This is a genomic window from Ferrovibrio sp. (genome assembly GCF_964218355.1).
Lineage (GTDB): Bacteria > Pseudomonadota > Alphaproteobacteria > Ferrovibrionales > Ferrovibrionaceae > Ferrovibrio.
This window is the reverse complement of the sequence record NZ_CAXPMC010000021.1, coordinates 220304-239698: the sequence shown is the minus strand read 5'-3', so window position 1 is coordinate 239698 and position 19395 is coordinate 220304. Positions and strand designations below refer to the sequence as shown.

At 67.8% G+C, this 19395-nt stretch carries 18 protein-coding genes; 3 read left to right on the top strand and 15 right to left on the bottom strand.

The annotated features are described in order from the left end of the window. From ACEQZY_RS16485 to ACEQZY_RS16445, 9 genes are all read right to left on the bottom strand, one after another. Nucleotides 1-708, bottom strand: a complete 708-nt coding sequence (locus ACEQZY_RS16485) for an ABC transporter ATP-binding protein (protein ID WP_341703184.1) — start codon at nt 706-708, stop codon at nt 1-3. Next, nucleotides 705-1436 carry an ABC transporter ATP-binding protein gene (locus ACEQZY_RS16480; protein ID WP_370155863.1) on the bottom strand — a complete coding sequence of 244 codons (732 nt, stop codon included), beginning with the start codon at nt 1434-1436 and terminating at the stop codon, nt 705-707. Before ACEQZY_RS16480 ends, ACEQZY_RS16485 begins: the two co-directional genes overlap by 4 nt. Beyond that, nucleotides 1433-2434: a branched-chain amino acid ABC transporter permease gene (locus tag ACEQZY_RS16475; RefSeq protein WP_370155861.1), complete on the bottom strand. Its 1002-nt coding sequence runs from the start codon at nt 2432-2434 to the stop codon at nt 1433-1435. Before ACEQZY_RS16475 ends, ACEQZY_RS16480 begins: the two co-directional genes overlap by 4 nt. Further along, nucleotides 2431-3300: a branched-chain amino acid ABC transporter permease gene (locus ACEQZY_RS16470; RefSeq protein ID WP_341703181.1), complete on the bottom strand. Its 870-nt coding sequence runs from the start codon at nt 3298-3300 to the stop codon at nt 2431-2433. Before ACEQZY_RS16470 ends, ACEQZY_RS16475 begins: the two co-directional genes overlap by 4 nt. A 44-nt stretch (nt 3301-3344) precedes the next feature. Then, on the bottom strand, nt 3345-4577 hold the full coding sequence (locus ACEQZY_RS16465) for an ABC transporter substrate-binding protein (protein WP_341703180.1): 1233 nt from the start codon (nt 4575-4577) through the stop codon (nt 3345-3347). A gap of 2 nt (nt 4578-4579) precedes the next feature. Then, nucleotides 4580-5236, bottom strand: a complete 657-nt coding sequence (locus ACEQZY_RS16460; protein WP_341703179.1) for a MarR family winged helix-turn-helix transcriptional regulator — start codon at nt 5234-5236, stop codon at nt 4580-4582. A 314-nt stretch (nt 5237-5550) separates the two neighbouring features. Then, on the bottom strand, nt 5551-6132 hold the full coding sequence (locus tag ACEQZY_RS16455) for a response regulator (protein WP_341703178.1): 582 nt from the start codon (nt 6130-6132) through the stop codon (nt 5551-5553). Nucleotides 6133-6205: 73 nt separating this feature from the next. After that, nucleotides 6206-7060: a 2,3,4,5-tetrahydropyridine-2,6-dicarboxylate N-succinyltransferase gene (gene dapD, locus ACEQZY_RS16450; RefSeq protein WP_370155855.1), complete on the bottom strand. Its 855-nt coding sequence runs from the start codon at nt 7058-7060 to the stop codon at nt 6206-6208. A gap of 113 nt (nt 7061-7173) precedes the next feature. After that, a complete protein-coding gene (locus ACEQZY_RS16445) occupies nt 7174-7896 on the bottom strand; it encodes a pyrimidine 5'-nucleotidase (protein ID WP_370155852.1) in 723 nt (240 codons plus the stop codon). An 86-nt stretch (nt 7897-7982) separates the two neighbouring features. On the opposite strand from ACEQZY_RS16445, the gene ACEQZY_RS16440 reads away from it, so the two are divergent. Both ACEQZY_RS16440 and ACEQZY_RS16435 read left to right on the top strand, forming a co-directional pair. Next, nucleotides 7983-9254, top strand: coding sequence for a diguanylate cyclase domain-containing protein (locus ACEQZY_RS16440; protein WP_370155849.1), 1272 nt, complete (start codon nt 7983-7985; stop codon nt 9252-9254). Further along, nucleotides 9251-10618 carry a DUF2336 domain-containing protein gene (locus ACEQZY_RS16435; protein WP_370155847.1) on the top strand — a complete coding sequence of 456 codons (1368 nt, stop codon included), beginning with the start codon at nt 9251-9253 and terminating at the stop codon, nt 10616-10618. The genes ACEQZY_RS16440 and ACEQZY_RS16435 overlap by 4 nt, the downstream gene beginning before the upstream one ends. Nucleotides 10619-10666: 48 nt before the next feature. On the opposite strand, the gene xdhC is transcribed toward ACEQZY_RS16435, so the two are convergent. The 5 genes from xdhC to ACEQZY_RS16410 are packed head-to-tail and all read right to left on the bottom strand — an operon-like array spanning nt 10667 to nt 16861. After that, a complete protein-coding gene (xdhC, locus tag ACEQZY_RS16430) occupies nt 10667-11470 on the bottom strand; it encodes a xanthine dehydrogenase accessory protein XdhC (RefSeq protein ID WP_341703173.1) in 804 nt (267 codons plus the stop codon). Then, nucleotides 11467-13782, bottom strand: coding sequence for a xanthine dehydrogenase molybdopterin binding subunit (gene xdhB, locus ACEQZY_RS16425; RefSeq protein ID WP_370155845.1), 2316 nt, complete (start codon nt 13780-13782; stop codon nt 11467-11469). The genes xdhC and xdhB overlap by 4 nt, the downstream gene beginning before the upstream one ends. Beyond that, a complete protein-coding gene (gene xdhA, locus ACEQZY_RS16420) occupies nt 13779-15245 on the bottom strand; it encodes a xanthine dehydrogenase small subunit (RefSeq protein WP_370155843.1) in 1467 nt (488 codons plus the stop codon). The genes xdhB and xdhA overlap by 4 nt, the downstream gene beginning before the upstream one ends. 51 nt (nt 15246-15296) lie before the next feature. Continuing rightward, a complete protein-coding gene (locus ACEQZY_RS16415; protein ID WP_341703170.1) occupies nt 15297-16067 on the bottom strand; it encodes an ABC transporter permease in 771 nt (256 codons plus the stop codon). Next, a complete protein-coding gene (locus ACEQZY_RS16410) occupies nt 16067-16861 on the bottom strand; it encodes an ABC transporter ATP-binding protein (protein WP_341703169.1) in 795 nt (264 codons plus the stop codon). The genes ACEQZY_RS16415 and ACEQZY_RS16410 overlap by 1 nt, the downstream gene beginning before the upstream one ends. 281 nt (nt 16862-17142) lie before the next feature. Between ACEQZY_RS16410 and ACEQZY_RS16405 the strand changes: the two genes are divergently transcribed. Next, entirely contained in the window at nt 17143-18315 is a 1173-nt protein-coding gene (locus ACEQZY_RS16405) for an MFS transporter (RefSeq protein ID WP_370155840.1), read from the top strand. Here the strand turns inward: ACEQZY_RS16405 and ACEQZY_RS16400 are convergent. Beyond that, nucleotides 18219-19373 carry a PepSY-associated TM helix domain-containing protein gene (locus ACEQZY_RS16400; RefSeq protein WP_370155838.1) on the bottom strand — a complete coding sequence of 385 codons (1155 nt, stop codon included), beginning with the start codon at nt 19371-19373 and terminating at the stop codon, nt 18219-18221. The two genes, ACEQZY_RS16405 and ACEQZY_RS16400, sit on opposite strands and share 97 nt — an antisense overlap. Nucleotides 19374-19395: the final 22 nt, after the last annotated feature.

The window sequence follows — 19395 nt, the reverse complement described above, 5'->3', positions numbered from 1 at the left end:
TCACAGTCCCAGATAGGCCTGCCGGATGCGATCGTCGTGCAGAAGATCGGCGCCGCTGCCCTGCATCACGATGCGGCCGTTTTCCAGAACGTAGGCGTGGTCGGCCAGTTTCAGCGAGACGGCGACATTCTGTTCGACCAGCACCACGGTCAGGCCGCGTTCGTGCAGCAGGCGGATGATGCGGAACACCTCCTGCACCACGGCGGGCGCCAGGCCCAGCGACGGTTCGTCGAACATGATCAGCTCGGGCTGGCCCATCAGGCAGCGGCCGATCGCCAGCATCTGCTGTTCACCGCCGGACATGGTGCCGGCTGACTGGTCGCGGCGTTCGGCCAGCCTCGGAAAGAGCGAGAAGACCTCGTCCAGTGTCGCCTTTTCCTTCGCCCGGGCGCGCGGCAGCATGGCGCCCATCTGCAGGTTTTCCAGCACGCTCAGGCTTGGGAATATCTGCCGGCCCTCGGCCACCTGGCCAATCCCCAGATTGCAGACCTTGTAGCTCGGCAGGCCGGTGATGGCCTGATCGCGCCAGCGGATGCTGCCGCGCCGTGGCGTCTCGATGCCGGCGATGCTGCGGATCAGGGTCGACTTGCCGGCACCGTTGGCGCCGACGATGGCGACGATGGCGCCATTCGGCACCTGAAGCGAAACGCTGTCCAGCGCCTGGGCGTCGCCGTAAAAGACATCGAGGGTCTCGATGCTGAGGCTCATATGTCGGCCTCCTCTCCGAGATAGCATTCCAGGACGGCGGGGTCGCGCACCACCTGTTCCGGCGCGCCGGCAGCGATCACCTCGCCGTAATGCAGCACCACCACCTGCTGCGACAATGCCATCACCGCCCGCATCACATGCTCGATCAGCAGGATGGTGACGCCCTGCCGGTTGAGGTCGCGGAACACCGCCACCATCTGGTCGGTCTCGGTCGGCCGCAGGCCGGCCATCACCTCGTCCAGCAGCAGCAGCTTCGGCTCGGTGGCCAGTGCACGGGCGACTTCGAGGCGTTTGCGCTCGGGCAGGGTCAGCTGGGCGGCCGGCTGGTCGCGCTTGTCGAGCATGCCGAGCCGGTCGAGCACGGCCTCGGCTTTCTTCCGTGCCCTGCGCACATCGGCTTCGGCGCGCAGGGCGCCAACGATCACGTTGTCGAGCGCGCTCAGTTCCTTGAACGGCTTGACGATCTGGAAGGTCCGGCCGATGCCGGCCCGGCAGATCAGGTCCGGCCGCAGCCCGTCGATGCGCCGGCCGGCAAACGTGATACTGCCTTCGTCGGGGCGGAACACGCCGGCAATCATGTTGAAACAGGTGGTCTTGCCGGCGCCGTTCGGCCCGATCAGGCTGACGATGCCGCCTTCGGGCACGCTGAGGCTGGTGGCCGAGACCGCACGCAGGCCACGGAAGCTTTTCGAGATGCCCTCGACGGCGAGCAGGGGAGCGGCGCTCATGAGCGGTCTCCGAGGCCGAGCCGTTTGCGCAGGGGCGGCCAGATGCCGTTCGGCAGGTAGAGCACCACGGCACCGAGACAGATGCCGTAGAAGACCTGCTTGATGCCCGGGATGTCGTAACCCAGCGCATGCATCAGTTCGGTGACGGTTTCAGCCAGCACGGTCAGCACGAAAGCACCGAGGATCGGGCCGAACAGCGAGCCGACGCCGCCGATGATCGGCCCGAGGATCAGCTCGATCGAGCGCGACATGCTGAAGATCTGTTCGGGGAACAGGTTGTTGTAGTAGAAGGCGAAGAACACACCCGACAGGGCCGTCATCCCGGCCGAGATCGCCACCGCGATCATCTTGCAGCGGAACACGTTGATGCCCAGCGTCTGCGCGGCTTCCGGCTCCTCGCGGATCGCCAGCCAGTAATAGCCGATGCGGCCGGTCAGCAGCCAGCGGCAGAGCAGGAATGCCAGCGCGGTGATTGCCAGCAGCAGGTAGTAGAACATCACCGGGTCGCCGCGCAGGTTGAACGGATCGTTATCCTCGGACTGGGTGACCGGCAGGAAGAAGCCGCCCGAGCCGTTCACCCAGGTGAAATGGTCGAAGCCGACCCGGGTGAATTCGGCAAAGGCGATGGTCAGCAGGGCGAAATAGACGCCGCCGATGCCGAAACGGAAGGCCAGGAAGCCGATCACCAGGCCGAAGGCCATCGAGATCAGGATGGCCAGCCAGACGCCGGCCCATGGCCCGAGGCCGAAATGCACATACAGTGCCGCGGCAGTGTAGGCAGCAACGCCGACATAGAGGGAATGGCCGAGGCTGAGCTGTCCGGCGAAGCCCATCATCACGTTCCAGGCCTGGCCGGTATAGGCGAAATACAGGATCAGGATCAGGATCGACAGCACATAGGCATCGACCACCAGCGGGGCGACCAGCAGGGCGGCCAGCAGCAGGCCGAGCAGGATCAGGGCGCGCCGCGGCACGCCATCGGTCAGCCGCGCGATCATGGCCGGCGCCCCAGCAGGCCCTGCGGCCGGAACAGCAGCACCAGGATCAGGATGGCGACGCCGAACATGGTTTTCGCCGATGGGGCGAAGAACAGTCCGGACATCGCCTCCGACAGGCCGATCAGCACGCCGCCCAGCAGCGCGCCCGGCATCGAGCCGAGGCCGCCGACAATGACGATGACGAAGGCCTGCAGGGTGAAGACCGGGCCGATATTGGGTGTGGTGTCGATCAGCAGGGTCATCATCGCGCCGGCGGCACCGACGATGGCCGAGCCGATGCCGAAGGTCAGGGCATAAAGGTGTTTCACATTGAGTCCGATCACCAGGGCGCCGAGGTGGTTGTCGGCGCAGGCGCGGATTGCCTTGCCGGTATGGCTGAGGCGAAAGAAGGCAAACAGGGCGGCCGTGATCAGGATGGCCATGCCGGCCGTGATCACCCGAACCTTATCGACCAGCAGCGGGCCGATCTCGATCGAATCGAGCGAATAGTCGACCAGCACGTTGCGGGCATCGGGGCCGAAGATCATCAGCAGGCCATTGACCATGACGATGGCCACGGCGGCCAGCAGGATGAACTGGCTGTGTTCGGGCCGGTTGATGAAGGGGTTGATCAGGACGCTCTGCATCACATAGCCCAGTGCGAACAGCAGCATGGCGATCGGCACCATGCTGAGCAGCGGATCGATGTTCCAGGCGCCGAAGGCGACGATCGCCGCATAGGAGGCGATCGTCATCATCTCGCCATGGGCGAAATTGACCACGCGCACGACGCCGAAGATCACCGACAGGCCGAGGGCCATCAGGCCGTAGACCAGTCCGGTCAGGATGCCCTGCAGGGCGACAGTGGCTACCAGTTCGGGAGGCATCGGTGCTCTTCGGCTGTGCGCGTGGTTACGGTTGAAAGGCCGGGTTACCGTTTCGACCAGCCCGGCATCGGCAGGGTCAGGTTGTCTTCGGAGATATCGAGCGGCAGCACCACTTTCGGGCGCTGGTCGAGATTCTGCAGCGTCACCGACTTGACGTTGACATTCTGCCCCTTCTCGTTGAACTGCAGCACGCCGCCGGCCATCACGTGGTTCTCGATCCTGGTCTGGCGGATGGCATCGGCCAGCTCCTTGCCGCCGGTGCTCTTGGCCCGGGTGAAGGAGTCGACGGCGATCATCACCGCCTCGAACGAGAAGCCGACATTCAGCTCGAACAGCTCGCCCTTGTAGCTCTTGGTGAACTCGTCCAGCAGCTTCTGGGTGATCGGCGAGCGCGGATTATACCACGGCACATTGGTCAGCAGGTAATTCGAGAACTTGCCCAGCGTCTTGTAGAACTGGTTCTCGTAGAAACCCGGCGCGCCGGGGCTCATCACGATCTTCGGCTCCCAGCGCTGCTTGACCATTTCGCGCACCATCAGGATGGCGTCGTTCAGGCGGGTCACCGGCATCAGCATTTCGGCACCGGTCGCCTTGGCCTTGGCAATCTCGACCGAGAGGTCCTTGGCCTGCGGGTCGTAGGCGATGGTCTCGACGATCTGGAACGGCAGGTTGAAGCGCGGCGCCATCGCCTTGATGGCCCCGGCCATCGCCTGGCCGAAAGTGTCGTTGACATGCATGAAGACGGCGGTCTTCGGCGTGATGCCGCTCTTCTCGAACACGCCCTTCATCAGGTTGAGGCCGTCGCCGACCAGCATCGGCGCGGTCGGGAAGTTGCGGAACACGAACTTGTAACCCTGTTCGGTGATCTGCGGTGCGGCGGCCACGTTGATGATGTAGGGCACGCCCTTCTGCTCGGCGACCTGGGCGATGGCGGCCGACTGGCCGGAATCGAAGGCACCGATCAGAACATTGGCACCGTCGTTGATCAGTTTCTCGGCGCGGGAACGGGCGACATCGACATTCGACTCGGTGTCGGCGCTCATGATCTCGATATCGGCGCCCATGCCCATCATTTTCAGCACGCGCGGAGCGATATCGATGCCGCGCTGGCAGGCGATGCCGAGCTGGGCCTGGAAGCCCGAGCGCGGATGGATCGAGCCGATCTTCAGCTTGGCGCCCTGGGCGCGCACGATGTTGAACGGAGCACTGCCGGCAAGCAGGGCGGCACTGGCCGCGGTGCCGGCCGCAAACTGGCGGCGGGTGAGCTTACGCGTCATGGTTATTCCTCCCTCGATGGTGATTGACGGCTGCTGCCGCGGGTTTTCGCCGCCGCAGGCCGCTTGTGGCGCGATGCTACCGGATCGTCCTCCATGACCGGAAGGCTTCCGCCGCGCTGCGCCGGCGCGGAAATGAATTTCTGCAGCAGGGCCATCAGGCTGCTGTGCTCGGCCGGGCTGAGCGCGGCGGTGACATGGGCGTCGTGGCCGCGGACCTGGGCGGTGATCTCGGCCATGCGGGTACGGCCGGTCGCGGTCAGGAACAGGCCATAGGCGCGGCGGTCATGGGGTACGGCCTGCCGCTCGACCAGCCCGAGCCGTTCCAACCGGTCGACCATGGTCATGGCACCGGAGCGGGCGACGCCGAGGGCCTCGCCCAGCCGACTCTGCTGCAGGCCGGGATTGCGCTCGATCAGCACCAGTGCCGAGAACAGCGAGGGGCTGATGCCAGTCGGACCGAGACGGCCGTAGAAATCCTCCCAGACCCGCAGCTGCGCCAGCCGCAGCAGGTAGCCGACATAGCCGGGCAGGCTGCCGTAATCGACCTGCGGCAGCGGCGCGGCGCCGGCATGGCGGCGGCCGTTTCGCGCCGGTGCGGCAGCAGACCTGCCGGCGGCAGACCGGGCAGCGGCAGACGGAGATTGCGCGGATGGCGCCATCGGTGACCCTGTCCCTCCCGGCCGGATCGCTGCATGGCGATCTGGCTCGTTGTTATCGGGTCGATTGTAGCGGTCTATAACAGTAATGCAAGGCTACAGATTCGCGGATCTGCCCGCCGACATCCGGTCCTGCCCGAATCCGTCATTCCGGACCCTGCATTCCCGGCCTGCATTCCGGGGGGTGTCATACCGGAGTCATGGCCGGCCGCTAGGGTCCCTGCACTTGGCGCCCGGGATCATACCGACATTGGGGGCCCGGCCGGAACGGTTCCCCGCCCTCGTCCGGCCTTTTTCTTTTCAGCCGCAGGCTTTTTTCAGGCCGATCCCTTGCCGGCACGGCGGTCCTGGCCGCTGCGTCGGCTGCTTTTGTCGCGGCGCTCCTGCTGCAGGCGGGCCGGCTGTTCGCTGCGCCGCTCATGGCGCCGCCGTTCGCCGATGCGGCGGCGGTCGGGCCCGACGAAGCCGCTGGTGCGGATGAAGGGCCGTGGCATTTTCAGCACATGCATCAGCCGCAGAATCAGGGCTTCCATCGACAGCGGCTTGACCACGATCTCGTTGACGCCGGCATCGCGGGCGGCGGCCACCAGGGCAAGGTCGGGCGCGGCGGTCATCAGCACGATCGGGCTGGCGCTGTAGGAGCCGCCGTGGCGGCGCAGGCGGCGGGTCAGGGCCAGCCCGTCGCTGCCCGGCAGGCTGTTGTCGAGCAGGATCACGCTGGGCTCGCGCTCGCCGATCTGGCGCATGGTGTCGGCGGCGGTGCCGGAAACGTAGATGGTGGGGAAGCCCATACCGAGCAGCACGTCACGCAGGGTGCGGCGCAGGCCGCGGTCGCCCACGGCCACGAGAATCGAGGCGCGGCGGAACAGGGTCTGGTCGACTCGGCGGGGTGCGGACATCGGCGGCTCACGGAATTCCGCCGCCAGTCTGCCCCGCCGCCGTTAACGAAGCGTTGCCGCCCGGGGCGGCGGCTCAGTCGCGCAGGAGTTCGTTGATGGAGGTCTTGGAGCGGGTCTGGGCATCGACGCGCTTGACGATGACCGCACAGTACAGCGCCGGGCCCGGCTGGCCGTTCGGCAGCGGCTTGCCGGGCATGCTGCCAGGCACCACCACCGAATAGGCCGGCACGCGGCCCTGGAAGACCTCGCCGGTGGTGCGGTCGACGATCTTGGTCGAGGCGCCGAGATACACACCCATCGACAGCACCGCGCCTTCTTCCACGATCACGCCTTCGGCCACTTCCGAGCGGGCGCCGATGAAGCAGTTATCCTCGATGATCACCGGATTGGCCTGCAGCGGTTCGAGCACGCCGCCGATGCCGGCGCCGCCCGAGAGATGGACATTCCTGCCGATCTGCGCGCAGGAGCCGACGGTGGCCCAGGTATCGACCATGGTACCGCTGTCGACATAGGCGCCGAGGTTGACGAAGCTGGGCATCAGCACCACGCCCGGCGCGATGAAGGCGGCCCGGCGCACCACGGCGCCCGGCACGGCACGGAAGCCGGCGCCGCGGAAGCGCTGCTCGCTCCAGCCGTCGAACTTGGACGGTACCTTGTCGAACCAGTGGGCGCCGCCCGGCGCATCCGAGATCAGCATGTTGTCGGTCAGCCGGAAGCTCAGCAGCACGGCCTTCTTGGCCCACTGGTGCACGGTCCACTGGCCGCCGATCTTCTCGGCGACGCGCAGCTTGCCGCTGTCGAGGGCTTCCAGGGCCGCCTCGACCGCCTCGCGGATTTCGCCGGTGGTCTGGAAACTGACCTTGTCGCGCGCCTCCCAGGCGGCGTCGATGACGGGCTGGAGCTGGCTGCTGAGCGCGGCGTCGGTCATGGTCGGGTCCTCGGCAATCTGTCTGGTGGTCTGGGCGGAAAGCCGCGAGACAATACCCGGCATCCCCCCTGAGTCAACCAGCCCGCGGCCGCAGCCCGGACGGACGGGGCGGCTCAGGCCGGGTCGGGCAGGGCGGCGAGGAAAGCCGGCAGATCGGGCGCGGTATGGTGGATATGGGCGGCTTCCCCGGGCCGGTCGGGCTGCGACCAGGCCGCGGTGGTCGGCACCCAGACCGTGGTCATGCCCAGGGCGGCGGCCGGCACCAGGTTGCGGGCCATGTCCTCGACCATCACCGCGCCGGCCGGCGCGATGCCGTGACTGTCGAGCAGCCGCCGGTAGGGCTCTTCCCGCGGTTTCGGCAGATAGTCGGCGGCGATGATGTCGAAAACGGCCTCGAACCGGTCGGCGATGCCGAGCCGGCCGAGCACCCGCCCGGCATGGGCAACGGTGCCGTTGGTGAAGATCACCTTGCGGCCGGGCAGCCGGTCGAGGGCGGCCCCCAGATGCGGTGCCGGTGCCACCGGGGCCAGGTCGATGTCATGGACGTAGTCGAGAAAATCCGCCGGGTTCAGCGCATGCTCGACCATCAGGCCGCGCAGGGTGGTGCCGTGGGTCTGGAAGAAGCCCTTCTGGCGCTGCCGGGCCTCGTCGAGGCCGATGCCGAAATGCCGCGCGATGAACTCCCCCATGCGGCGGTCGATCTGCGCGAACAGGTTGCAGTCGGCCGGATAGAGCGTGTTGTCGAGATCGAAGATCCAGGTCTCCGCCGCGGTCAGGCGCGCGCCGGAAAGCGGGCCGGCGGCAGCGGCGGGTCGGGCGGGGGCGACAGTCGTCATGATGGTTTCGCAGGATAAGGGCTTCTGGCTAGAATGGCGAGTATCAGGGCCTGTCATGCGGGCCGGTTCCGGAGGAAGCAGCGGGCGTGGCCCAGACAGAAACCGAGGTGCAGGACGCGGCAGCGGCACAGTTGCAGCCGGAGGCGGTGATTGCCGGCTTTCCAGGACCGGCCGTGCTGTTCGGGACGGATGGCCATGTGCGGTCCTCCAATGCCGGTGCCGATGTGTTGCTGCAGGCCCTGGCCGCGAACCGGCTGCCGGGGCTGGCGGCCGCCATCGATGCCGCGCTGCAGGCCGGGCATCCGCGGCAGGATCGTGTCGACCTGCCCGGACCGCGCGGCGGCACCGCGCTGCAGGTTACCCTGCTGCCGCTGCAGGACGGGCTGCTGCTGCTCGGCCGCGATGCGACGCTGGAGCGCAACCTGATCCAGGCCCTGATGCAGTCGCGCCAGCTGTTCAAGGACCTGGTCACCTGTTCGACCGATTTCGCCTGGGAGACCAAGGCCGATGGCCGGCTCGGCTTCGTTTCGCCGCGCGGCGCACTGGGATTCACCGCCCGCGAACTGGAAGGACGGCCGGCGGCCGAGCTGCTGGCCGGGGACAGCCCGGAAACGCCGCGGCCGAGCGTGCTGCCCTTCGATGCGGCCGAACCGCTGGACGATTGCGAGGTTTTCCTGCGCCGCAAGGACGGCAGCACCGGCTGTTTCGAAGTGTCCTGCCTGCCGGTCCGCGATGCCGCCGGCCAGTGGCAGGGCGTGCGCGGGGTTGCCCGCGATGTGACCGATGCGCGCGCCCGGATCGATGCCCTGCGGCGGGCGCACAAGCAGCTGAACACGCTGGCCAATACCGATGGTCTGACCGGGCTGCTGAACCGCCGCGCCTTTCTCGACGAACTGGACAAGCGCCTGCAGCGCCACCGGCGCAACCGCCTGCGCGGCACCCTGATCTATTTCGACCTCGACAATTTCAAGAAGGTCAACGATCTGCGCGGCCACCAGGCGGGCGACGACGTGCTGAAGGGCGTGGCCGAAGTGGTGCGCCGCACCCTGCGGGTGGTCGATCTTGCCTCGCGCATCGGCGGCGACGAGTTTCTTGTCTGGCTGGAAGAGACCGGACGCGAAAGCGCGGAATCGATTGCCCACCGGCTGCACGAGGCCGCCCGCGACCTGGATCGCGATTTCGGTGCCGAGGGTTTCCCGCTCGGTTTTTCCATCGGTATCGTCTTCTCGCGCCTGGATGGCGAGGAGGGGGCCGAGGGACTGATAGCCCGGGCCGACGAGGCGATGTACACGGCAAAGAAAGGCGGGAAGGGGCGCAGTTTCATCGCGCCTCTGCCCGATGACGGGGCGACGGCGTGACCGACAGCATCGATTATGACCGCGCCAAGGAACTGGCGGCCTCGCCGGACCCAGCCGTGCGCCTCGAACTGGCGAAGCGGCAGGATGTGCGGCCGGAAATCCTCTACTTCCTTGCCGTCGACGAGGCCGAGGAAGTACGCCATGCCATCGCCGACAACGATGCGACGCCGGCCCAGGCCCATATCCTGCTGGCCAACGATGCCTCCTCGGCGGTGCGCACGCGCCTGGCCGAAAAGGTGACGCGCCTGCTGCCCGGCCTGTCGGGCGAGGAAGCCGGCAAGGCCCGCGATTTTGCCATCCAGACCTTGGAGCTGCTGGCCCGCGACGAACTGACCCGCATCCGCGCCCTGTTGTCCGAGGCACTGAAGTCGGCCGACAACGTCCCGCATCACGTGATCAAGCAGCTGGCACAGGATGTCGAGGTCATCGTTTCCGCGCCGGTGCTGCAATTCTCGCCGCTGCTGACCGACGACGACCTGCGCGAGATCGTCGCCGCCTCGGCGCAGTCCGGCGCCCTGTCGGCCATTGCGCGCCGCATCGGCCTGTCGGCCGGCGTGTCCGATGCCATCGTGGCCACCCGCGACGTTTCGGCGGTGGCGGCCCTGCTGGCCAACGATTCGGCGCAGATCCGCGAGGAGACGCTCGACCTGATTCTCGATACGGCGCCGAGCCACGAACAGTGGCACGAGCCGCTGGTGCAGCGGCCGAACCTGCCGGGCAAGGCGGCCAAGCGTATTGCCGGCTTTGTCGCCGCGTCGCTGCTGAACCGGCTGGCCAGTCGCCAGGACCTGCCCGCGGACACGCTGGCCGAGGTGCGGCAGGTGATGGAACAGCGGCTGGATGTGAAGCTGGAGCAGGAAAAGCCGCCGGCCGAGAAGCCAGGTACCGAGAAACCAGGCACCGAGAAGCCGGCCGCTGAAAAGCCAGGCATCGAGGCTGCGGCGGCCGAAGGAAAGGAAAAGGAAGAGGGCAAGCCGAAGGCGGCGAAGGAAAAGGAAGCCGAGCCGCAGAATTCCATGGCCGAAGCCGAAGAAAAGGTGAAGAAGCTGATCAAGGCCAAAAAGCTCGACAACGATGCCGTGCAGGAGGCGATCGAGCGCAACGACCGCAATTTCGTCCTGCAGGCCCTGGTCCAGAACGGCATCATTCCGCTCTCGGTGATCCAGAAGGCGATCGAGGCCCGCAACGGCCGGCTTATCACGGCACTGGTCTGGCGCGCCAAATTCTCCATGCGCACCGCGGTGATGGTCCAGCGCGACATCGCGAAAGTGCCGCCGCGCATGATGCTGAATGCCCGCAACGGCACCGATTATCCGCTCGGCAAGGCCGAACTGGAAGAGCAGCTGAAAATCCTGGGCCTGTAAATACTGGGCCTGTAAATCCCGGACCCGTAAATCCCGGACCTGCCGGCTTCAGGCGGCGCTTTCGTCCACCAGCCGCAGATGCTGGCGTCGTGCTTCGCGCAGGCGCAGGATCTGCGCCGCCGTGGCAATGGCGATCTCACCCGGATGTTTGCCCGAGATTCCGTCAACGCCGATCGGGCAGACCAGCTTTGTCAACTGCGCATCGCTCAGGCCCAGTTCGCGACAGCGCTTCTCGAAGCGGGCGCGCTTGGTCGCCGAGCCGATCAGGCCCACATAGGCGAAACGGTCTTCCTGCAGGGCCTTTGCTGTGATGCCGAGGTCGACGGCATGGCTGTGGGTCATCACCAGCAGCCAGGCATCGTCGGGCAGGCCGGAAATCTCGCGCTCCGGCGCGGCGGTGACTTCCACCTCCACGCCGGGCGGCACATGGTCGGGGAAGGCATCGGGCCGCGGGTCGAACCAGCGGATGCGGCAGGGCAGGGCCGACAGCACCTGCACGACGGCCCTGCCGACATGGCCGGCACCGAACAGGGCCACGGTGAAGAGGTCGGGTCGCTGCGGTTCGAACAGCAGCGTCACATGCCCGCCGCAGCATTGCCCGAGTGCGGGTCCGAGCGGGAATTTGCGCAGGGCGGGCCCCTGCCGGCCGGCCAGCATCTGGCGGGCGATCTCGATGGCGCGGAATTCGAGCGTGCCGCCGCCGATGGTGGCGATGGCCTCGGTGGCGGTCACCACCATCTTGGTGCCGGCCTCGCGCGGCGCCGAACCATCGGTGGCGGCCACGGTGACCAGCACGGCGGGGATGCCGCGCGCCTCGAAATCGGCGAGCGCGCCGAGCCAGCCGGCACTCATGATCCGGCCTGCCGCGGCTGCGCGGCCGCAATGGCCATCAGCACGCGTTCCGGTGTGGCCGGCGCATCAAGATGCACTGCCCCGCCGCCGGTCGCGGCGGCGACGGCATCTTTCAATGCCAGCCAGGCGGAGATCGCCAGCATGAAGGGCGGTTCGCCCACCGCCTTGGAGCGGAATACCGTCTGGGCCGGGTTGGCGCGGCCGGCCACCAGCTGGACGCGGAAATCGGCCGGCAGGTCGCGGGCAGTCGGAATCTTGTAGGTGCTGGGCGCGTGGGTGCGCAGGCGGCCTGCATCGTCCCACCACAATTCTTCCATGGTCAGCCAGCCCAGCCCCTGCAGATAGGCGCCTTCGACCTGGCCGAGATCGATGGCCGGATTGAGCGACGCGCCGCAGTCATGCAGCAGGTCGGCACGGGTGAAGCGGTATTCGCCGGTGAAGGTGTCGACCAGGGCTTCGGTGGCGGCAACGCCATAGGCGAAATAGTAGAAGGGCTTGCCGCGTCCGGCCGCGCGGTCGAAATGGATGTCCGGCGTGGCGTAGAAGCCCGACGACCATAACGGGATGCGGGCCAGATAGGCCTTGTGCACCAGATCGGCGAAGGACAGCGCCTGGCCGCCGCCGGTGACATTGCCCGCGCGGAACTGTACCTGTGCCGCCGGCACCCCGAACAGCCCGCCGGCGAATTCGGCCAGCCGGCCGCGGATGGCGAGGGCGGCATTCTCGGCAGCCTTGCCGTTCAGGTCGGCGCCTGCCGAAGCGGCGGTGGCCGAGGTGTTCGGCACCTTGTCGGTGCGCGTCGCGGTGATGCGGATGGCATCCAGCCCGATGCCCAGCGTCTCGGCCACCACCTGGGCCACCTTCACATACAGGCCCTGGCCCATCTCGGTGCCGCCGTGATTGAGCTGCACCGAGCCGTCCTCGTAAACCAGCACCAGTGCACCGGCCTGGTTGAGGAAGGTCGTCGTGAAGGAAATGCCGAATTTCACCGGGGTCAGCGCCAGGCCCTTCTTCAGATGCGGGCTGCGGGCATTGAAGGCGTCGATGTCCTGCCGGCGGCGGCGATAGTCGCTGGAGGCCAGCAGCTCGTCAAACAATCCGGGCAGGATATTGTCTTCAATGGTCTGGAAATACGGCGTCACGTTGCGTTCGCTCTGGCCATAGAGATTGGCCAGCCGCACCTCCAGCGGATCGCGCTGCAGATGCCGCGCGATCTCGTCGATCACATATTCGGTGGTTGCCATGCCCTGCGGGCCGCCAAAGCCGCGGAAGGCGGTGTTGGAAACCGTGTTGGTCCTGCAGCACAGGCCGGTGATGGTCACATCCGGCAGCCAGTAGCTGGAATCCGCGTGAAAGACGGCCCGGTCGACCACGGCGCCGGTCAGGTCGGCGGTCCAGCCGCCGCGGCCGGCCAGCAGCAGCTCGTAGCCGAGAATGCGGCCGGTCCCGTCGAAGCCGACCGTGTAGCGCGACAGGAAGTCGTGGCGCTTGCCGGTGGCGATCATGTCCTCGTCGCGGTCGAGCCGCAGCTTGACCGGGCGGCCGCTGCGGATGGCCAGCACGGCGGCGAGGCAGGCGAACTGCGCCGCCTGGGTCTCCTTGCCGCCGAAGCCGCCGCCCATGCGCCGGCATTCGACGGTCACGGCATGCAGCGGCCGGCCGAGCACGCGGGCGACCAGCTTCTGCACCTCGGAGGGGTGCTGGGTCGAGCAGCGCAGGATGACATCGCCCCCCTCGCGCGGCTCGGCCAGGCTGATCTGGCCCTCAAGATAGAAATGATCCTGGCCGCCGAGCCGCAGCTCACCCTGCAGGCGATGCGGCGCTTTCGCGATGGCAGCGGCGGCATCGCCGCGCTTCAGCCCCAGCGGCGGCAGCAACAGCGATTTCTTTTCGACCGCCTCGGCGAGGTCGAGGATGGCCGGTAGGTCCTCGTATTCGACCGTCACCAGTGCTGCCGCCCGGCGGGCGATCTGCAAGCTGTCGGCCAGCACGGCAACCACCGGCTGGCCATGGAATTCGACCGTGCCGCTGGCCAGCACCGGCTCGGGGCCGGCCACCGGGGCGATATCCGGGTTGCCGGGAATGTCGGCCACGGTGATCGCATCGTGCACCCCGGGCAGGGCGAGGGCGCGGCTGACATCGATCTTCAGGATTTTCGCATGGGCCCGCTCGGCGAGATGCAGGGCGGCATGCAGCAGGCCCTCGGGCTCCGGCAGGTCGTCGATATAGCGGGCGGCGCCGGCGACATGTCCGGGCGCGCTGTCATGCGGCACCGGCTTGTGCACGGTGGCGGTATGGGGCAGGGCGGTCATTCGGCCGCCTCCACGCCGATTTTCCCGCCAGCATTCACTTCATGGCAGAATTTGCGCAGCAGGTTCTGCGCCGCCAGCAGGCGGTAGGCGGCCGAGGCCCGCATGTCGGTCATCGGCGTGTAATCCGCCGCCAGCGCCGCCACGGCAGGCTCGATGGCGGCCGGCGTGAAGGACAGGTCGGCGAGGGCGGCTTCGGTCTTCGGCGCACGCGCCGGAATGCCGGCCATGCCGCCGAAGGCGATCCGGGCTTCGCGCACGATGCCGCCATCGAGCCGGAGATGGAAGGCGGCCAGCACGGCGGAGATGTCCTGGTCGAAGCGTTTCGACAGCTTGTAGGCAGCAAAACGGCTGTCGGCCGCCGGCTTGCGGACGGTGACGCTTTCGACGAATTCGCCCGGCTGCAGGGCGGTCCTGCGGTAGGCGAGGAAGAAATCCTCCAGCGGCATCTCGCGGCGGCCGGCCCGGCTGCGCAGGGCCAGCCGGGCCCCCAGTGCGATCAGTGCCGGCATGCTGTCGCCGATCGGGCTGCCATTGGCGATGTTGCCGCCGATGGTGCCGGAGTTGCGGATCTGCACCGAACCCAGCCGCCGCACCATGCGGGCGAAGTCTGGATGCAGGCTCTCGATGGCGGCGAATGCGTCGCTGTAGGTGGCGCCGGCGCCGATCTCGATGGCGTCGCCATGGTCGGTGATGCGCCGCAGCGCGGCGATGCGGCCGATCGAGACGATGCTGCGCGGGTTGCGCCGCTGCTTGGTGATCCACAGGCCGACATCGGTGCCGCCGGCGAGGATCCAGTTTTCGCCCTCCGGCAGCGTCGCCAGCGTCTCGGCCAGGTCTTCGGGTGTCTCGGGGGCGAGGAAATCGCCGTCCGGTGTCGAATGCCGCAGCATGCGGCTGCGCGCCAGGCCCTGCAGCTGCGCGGCCAGCGCCGCCTCGCCGGCGGCGAAGCGGTCGGTGCTGCCGCCGGCCAGCGCGAACATGCGCTCGCCCGCCTCGAGGATCGGGCGATAGCCGGTGCAGCGGCAGAGATTGCCGGCCAGGCAGTCCTTCAGCTCTTCCGCATCGGCGCGGTCGTGGCCGCGGAAATAGGCGAACAGCGACATCACGAAACCCGGCGTGCAGAAACCGCATTGCGAGCCATGGGCGTCGACCATGGCCTTCTGCACCGGATGCAGGCGGCCATCTTCTTCAGCAAGGTCGTCGACGGTGAACAGGGCATGGCCGTCCAGCTGATGCACCAGCAGGATGCAGGCATTGACGGCGCGATAGCGCAGGTTGCCGTCGCCGGCCAGTTCGCCGACCACCACGGTGCAGGCGCCGCAATCGCCCTCGGCGCAGCCTTCCTTGCTGCCGGTGCGGCGCAGGCGCAGGCGCAGATACTCGAGGGCCGTCATGGTGTGGGGGACATCGGGTCCCACCGTCACCACCTGTCCGCGCGACACAAAGCGAACGGGCTCCGACATCACGGCCTCCGCTACGAATACACGCCAGTCTACCGCGATTGCGGCCCGGCGTCAGCCCATCAGGTCGCTGCCGCGGAAGGCCCAGCCGGTCATGCGCTTCTCGAACCAGACGGCGATCGCATACATCACCACGCCCATCACGGCGACCACAATCAGGCCGGCGAAGACCAGCGGCACGTTGTAGCTGGACGAGGCCGACAGCATCAGGTAGCCGATGCCCTCGTTGGAGGCGACGGTTTCCGAGATCACCGAACCGACGAAGGCCAGGGTGATGGCGATCTTCAGCGAGGCGAACAGATAGGGCATGGCGCGCGGCAGCCCGACCTTGGTGAGGATTTCGGTCTTGCTGGCGCCCAGCGAACGCAGCACGTCGCGCAGCTCCGGCTCGATGGTGGCCAGCCCGGTCGCCACATTCACCACGATCGGGAAGAACGAGATGATGAAGGCGGTGATGATCGCCGGAATGGTGCCGATGCCGAACCAGATCACCAGCACCGGCACCACCGCGACCTTGGGGATCGAGTTGAAGCCGACCAGCACCGGATAGAGGCCGACATAGACCAGCCGCGAGGCACCGATGAAGATGCCGAGCAGGGCGCCGCCGACCACGCCGATGGCGAAGCCGACCGTGGTCGTGTACAGGGTCCACAGCGAATGATGGGCGATCTGCGGCGCGAATTCTGCCATGGTGATGAAGACTAGGCTGGGGCGCGGCAGTATGAAGGCCTCGACGCGGGTCAGCAGGCACACCACTTCCCACAGCAGGAAGAAGCCGATCGTGACCAGCCAGGGCATCGCCCGGATCAGGGTTTTCTCGTTCATCACGATTCCCTCACGTCATGGATCAGGGCGCGCAGCTCGTGGACGATTTCGCCGAAATGCGGCTCGAAGGTGGTGTCCAGCGTGCGCGGGCGGGGAATGTCGATGGCGCGGTTGTGGATGATGCGGCCGGGCCGCTGGCTCATCACGAAAACGCGGTCGGCCAGATAGACGGCCTCGCGCAGGTCATGGGTGATCAGGATTGCGGTGAACCGCTTCTCCAGCCACAGCGCCTGCATCACGCCCCACAGCTCCTCGCGGGTGAAGGCGTCAAGCGCGCCGAACGGTTCGTCCAGCATCAGCAGGCGCGGCTCGTGGATGATCGAGCGGCAGACATTGGCGCGCTGCTGCATGCCGCCGGACAGCTGCCAGGGGAATTTCTCGGCGAAATCCTGCAGCCCGACGGTTTTCAGCAAGGCCATGGCCTGCTCGACATAGGCCTTCTTTTCCTTGCGCAGCCGGCGCTTGTGCGGCTCGACGATCTCCAGCGGCAGCATCACGTTGTCCAGCGTGCTGCGCCAGGGCAGCAGGGTGGAATTCTGGAAGGCCATGCCGACGCCCTGCACGGGACCCTTCACCGGCTTGCCGTCCACGGTGATCAGGCCGTTGCTGGGATCGAGCAGGCCGGTGACCAGCTTCATCAGCGTGGACTTGCCGCAGCCCGACGGGCCGACCACGGCGACGAATTCGCCTTCCTGGATGTCGAGGGTCAGGTCCTGGACGGCGAGGGTCTCTTCCTCGGCCTGGCGGTAGACGAGGTCGACGCCGTCGATCTTGACGAAAGCCGGCCCCTGCATCAGCTCTGCCCCTGTCCGGCTTGACGGAACGGCCGGTTCGGCGTCATGCCTTGCTGTGCCGGGCCGCACTGGTCGTGCCGCGCCGGCCGGTTTCCCGTCCTGACCATGGTGAAAATCCGTCCCCCTGCCAAAGCATGCCAGCCGACCCAGCCGGACCCGGTCCGGCGACTCGCGGTTGTGCACTGCACACTAAGTAAGATTGTAAACACTGATGCGCCCAAACTGTAAACAATTATCGGCTGCCCGATTTTCATGCAGGGCGGCGGTCCGGATGCAGGTCCGTGCCGGCTGACAGCCGCGCCATCGGCTGGCGGATCAGCCTGTTCTATGCCGCGCTGTTCGTGGGGCCGGGCATCTGGCTGCCCTTCTGGTCGGCCTGGCTGGAATCGCGCGGCCTCGGCGCCACCGAGATCGCCATCGTGGTCTCGTCCGGCATCTGGATCCGCCTGCTGGCCGGCCCGGCCGCCGCCCATCTGGTCGACCGCAGCGGCGCCCGCCGCCGCGCCCTGGTGCTGCTGTCCTGGGCCAGCCTGCTGACCTTCCTGCCGCTGTGGTGGGCGCACAGTTTCTGGCCGCTGTTCCTTCTGGCGACGCTGTATGCCGTGATGTGGGCGCCGGTCACGCCGTTTTCCGAGAATATCGCCCTGCTGGCCGCCAGCCGCCACAATCTGCAATACGGCCGCATGCGGCTCTGGGGCTCGATCAGCTTCCTGCTGGTGGCCTATGGCGCCGGCCTGTGGCTGAAGGGCCGCGACGACGACTGGATTTACGGCATGCTGCTGGCCGCCATGCTGCTGCTGGCGCTGGCCAGCCACCTGCTGCCGGACCTGCGGCTGCCGCTCGACCGGCCGCGGCTGACCGGCGCGCCGCTGCTGCGGCTGCTGCGGAACCGGCCCTTCCTCGTCTTCATGGCCGCCAATGCCTGCCTGCAGTCGACCCATGCGATGCTGTATACCTTCGGCACGCTGCACTGGCGCAATGCCGGCCTCAGCGACGCGCAGATCGGCTGGCTGTGGGCCGAGGGCGTGCTGGCGGAAGTGCTGCTCTTCGCGGTGGGCCAGCGGGTGCTGCAGCATGTGGGCGGCGTCGGCCTGCTGCTGCTGGCCGCCGGCGGCGGCCTCGTGCGCTGGTGCCTGCTCGGCGTGACCGGCGACTTCGGCCTGCTGGTGCTGCTCAACCTGCTGCATGCCGCCACTTTCGGCTGCGCCCATCTCGGTGCCATGCGCATCCTGGCGGAAGGCGTCGACCCCGACAGTTCGGCCACCGCGCAGACGCTGTATACCGCCGCCAATTCCGCCTTCCTCGCATTGGCGACGCTGGCGATCGGGCCGCTGTTTGCCGCGGCCGGCGGCCTTACCTACTGGGCGATGCTGCCGCTGTCGGCGGCGGGGGGGCTGTTCGCGCTGCTGCTGTGGCGTGGCCGCGGCGCCATCCGCTTCCACGCCGGCGGCTGACCGGCCCGGCCCGGCGGCCGGCGGCGCAGCCACAGATACAGGCCGGTGCCGAACAGCAGGGCCGGCAGCAGGCCGGAGAGAAACACGGCAAACCGTCCGGTCGCCCCGAACAGGAAGCCGGTATGCAGCGGATAGGGCAGCTGGTCGAAGAGGATGTTGGCCGCCGGAAGCGCTGGTGCATCCTGCCATTCGCGGATCCGGCCCGCGGCATCGAACAGGACATACGAGCGGCCGTTCTGGTGGATTTCGCCCGCCCGGCGCAGGCGGATGCGGATGGTGCCGCCCGGTTGTCCGGGCGGGCTGACGAAAGCCAGCCGGCTGCCCGGCAGCATCTCCAGCGCCGCGGCCGCCATGGCGTCGATGCCGGCGGCGCTGGCCGGCGCCGGTATTGCCGGCGCCACCGGCCGCGCGCCGCCCAGCGCATGCATGGCTGGCACCAGGGTGCTGCGGAACACGATGGCGCTGCCGCTCAGCCCCAGCAGCAGGAGCGGCAGCGCCGCCAGCGCGCCGGCGCTTCTGTGCAGGCTGAAATGCAGCCGCCATGATCCGGCGCGCCACTGGATGCTGAAGGCGCTGCGCCAGTGCCGGCCGCGCGGCCACCACAGCACCAGCCCCGATACGGCAGTCGCGACCAGCAGCAGCCCGAACCAGCCGACCGCGCTGCGGCCCGGATCACCCAGCAGCAGCTGGCTGTGCAGGTCGAACAGGATGGTGAAGAAGCCGCCCGGCAGCGGCCCGAGCGGCCGGGCGGTATAGGGGTCCAGCAGCAGAGTCCCGCCGCCGCCGGCCAGAACCGCCTGCACCGGCCGGTCCGGCTCTCCGGGGTAACGGAGATAGGCAACCGGCCGGCCGCTCTGTGCGGCGGCTGCGGCGAGCAGGGTGGAAGGCGGTGCCACGGCGCCGGTCGCCGGCACATGCATGGCGCCGGGATAGAGGAGCCCGAGCATCTCTTCCCGGTAGACCAGGGCGCTGCCGCTCAGGCCCAGCAGGACGAAGACGATGCCGCCCGCAAGACCAAGCCAGAGATGCAGGCGACGCCAGAGCGGACGGAGTCTCATTGGCGTCGCCGCATCGTGGCCG